Genomic DNA, 2,744 nt, shown 5'->3' on the forward strand with positions numbered 1-2,744 from the left:
TTGCGCCCAAAACCATGGAAATGAATTATTGGATAACAAAAGTTTTAGGACACGAACCAAGCGACATAACAGCAGCCTTTCATTATAATCGGTATGTTTTGGACAATTTAGATGATAAAGCAGACAACAACTTATTAAAATTGCTTAATCAAAGAATTTATACATATGTTAGGCGTAAAGCCACCTATTCTATTCTTACAATGGATCGTTTAGAAGGGTTGATTAAAGAGCCTAGGATGTTTGATGATAATTATATTAAAACTTTGATTGTAATTAAAGATTTGATGTTGAAAGATAATTTAGAAACTTTAGCGATGGTTAGGGGATTGAATGTTAAAATTCGCAAAGCTTTTAAAGCTAGATACGGATACAATTATAACTACATAAAACTTACAGAATATTTATCAATAATTTTTAATCATAAATTATAGTTTTTGTTTTCTAAAATTGTGGACAATTTTTGTATTTTGTTATAACATATGATTGTTACAATTCATAGAATTAGGCAACCTTTGATTATTGCAATTGTATCTCCTGTCATTAGGAACCTTCGTTTTTTTGCTATTTGTGTTAAGGATAAGGTCGCCTTTTTCATTGTTTTTGATAAAGCGTATGGTTACAGAATATATCCTAACATCTATTTTCAAAAAACTTCACTTAGAAATTCTTGATGAGAATTCTAAAAAAACCGACCCAAATTTGAAAGAAATTTCCAATTTACGGCTTAGTTCTCATATTGGTAGAAAAAAAATTGAATACCAACGACTTCTAAAAGTATCATTGGTTTTGGAAGAAAAATATTATGAATACCAAAAAACAAAAAAGAAATACCAAGTTAGGGACATATTGGCTTGCGTAAACTCAAGGCTAGCAAAAGCTAACTACAAAAAAATAGCTAAAAGAACAATTCAGAAAGATTTACAAAAACTTATTAAAATGGGCCTAGTGGCTAACTTTTCAAGAAGTTTAGGCAAAAAAATTGGTGGCTATTCACTTTACAAGGTAAATGCTGAAATTTGGAAGCACCGCATAGAAATAATAAGGGGTTACTTTGTAAATGAAATTAGAGAATTCGTAAAAGACAAAAGAATAGTTGACATCTATAGCAAAGAAATTGACGAATACATTTTTCCAAACTCAATCGAAACAAAAGAAAATCAAAATTTGAGTGAAAAAATAAAAGACTTAATTGAAGATGAATTAAAAAACCACGTGCCCGATAAAAGAATAGTTGCGGCCACTGTCTTAAGGAAAATAGCCGATGAACTTACTTTCCTTAAGATGAATTGAACTATTATATTGAGATTCTAATTCAGCTACGCCTTTTCATATTTGCTTTGTCTAAGTATTTCATACTAAATAATAATTATATATATAATTATTATTTAGTATGAAATACTTAGACAAAGCAAATATGAAAAGGCGTAGCTGAATTAGAATCTCAATATAATAGTTCAATTCATCTTAAGGAAAGTAAGTTCATCGGCTATTTTCCTTAAGACAGTGGCCGCAACTATTCTTTTATCGGGCACGTGGTTTTTTAATTCATCTTCAATTAAGTCTTTTATTTTTTCACTCAAATTTTGATTTTCTTTTGTTTCGATTGAGTTTGGAAAAATGTATTCGTCAATTTCTTTGCTATAGATGTCAACTATTCTTTTGTCTTTTACGAATTCTCTAATTTCATTTACAAAGTAACCCCTTATTATTTCTATGCGGTGCTTCCAAATTTCAGCATTTACCTTGTAAAGTGAATAGCCACCAATTTTTTTGCCTAAACTTCTTGAAAAGTTAGCCACTAGGCCCATTTTAATAAGTTTTTGTAAATCTTTCTGAATTGTTCTTTTAGCTATTTTTTTGTAGTTAGCTTTTGCTAGCCTTGAGTTTACGCAAGCCAATATGTCCCTAACTTGGTATTTCTTTTTTGTTTTTTGGTATTCATAATATTTTTCTTCCAAAACCAATGATACTTTTAGAAGTCGTTGGTATTCAATTTTTTTTCTACCAATATGAGAACTAAGCCGTAAATTGGAAATTTCTTTCAAATTTGGGTCGGTTTTTTTAGAATTCTCATCAAGAATTTCTAAGTGAAGTTTTTTGAAAATAGATGTTAGGATATATTCTGTAACCATACGCTTTATCAAAAACAATGAAAAAGGCGACCTTATCCTTAACACAAATAGCAAAAAAACGAAGGTTCCTAATGACAGGAGATACAATTGCAATAATCAAAGGTTGCCTAATTCTATGAATTGTAACAATCATATGTTATAACAAAATACAAAAATTGTCCACAATTTTAGAAAACAAAAACTATAATTTATGATTAAAAATTATTGATAAATATTCTGTAAGTTTTATGTAGTTATAATTGTATCCGTATCTAGCTTTAAAAGCTTTGCGAATTTTAACATTCAATCCCCTAACCATCGCTAAAGTTTCTAAATTATCTTTCAACATCAAATCTTTAATTACAATCAAAGTTTTAATATAATTATCATCAAACATCCTAGGCTCTTTAATCAACCCTTCTAAACGATCCATTGTAAGAATAGAATAGGTGGCTTTACGCCTAACATATGTATAAATTCTTTGATTAAGCAATTTTAATAAGTTGTTGTCTGCTTTATCATCTAAATTGTCCAAAACATACCGATTATAATGAAAGGCTGCTGTTATGTCGCTTGGTTCGTGTCCTAAAACTTTTGTTATCCAATAATTCATTTCCATGGTTTTGGGCGCAA

General features: G+C 29.2%; 2 protein-coding genes and 2 pseudogenes. 2 read left to right on the forward strand and 2 right to left on the reverse strand.

Going from position 1 to position 2,744, the window contains the following annotated elements:
- Positions 1-431, forward strand: a pseudogene (resT, locus tag HNP68_RS06385) (telomere resolvase ResT); the annotation flags it as partial.
- A gap of 163 nt (positions 432-594) precedes the next feature.
- A complete protein-coding gene (locus tag HNP68_RS06380; protein ID WP_235684962.1) occupies positions 595-1,290 on the forward strand; it encodes a plasmid maintenance protein in 696 nt (231 codons plus the stop codon).
- Between the two features lie 164 nt (positions 1,291-1,454).
- Here the strand turns inward: HNP68_RS06380 and HNP68_RS06375 are convergent, their stop codons facing one another.
- Positions 1,455-2,150, reverse strand: coding sequence for a plasmid maintenance protein (locus HNP68_RS06375; protein WP_235684962.1), 696 nt, complete (start codon positions 2,148-2,150; stop codon positions 1,455-1,457).
- 163 nt (positions 2,151-2,313) lie between these two features.
- Positions 2,314-2,744 (reverse strand): annotated as a pseudogene (resT, locus tag HNP68_RS06370) (telomere resolvase ResT); the annotation flags it as partial.

The sequence above is a fragment of the Borreliella yangtzensis genome (assembly GCF_014201775.1).
GTDB lineage: Bacteria > Spirochaetota > Spirochaetia > Borreliales > Borreliaceae > Borreliella > Borreliella yangtzensis.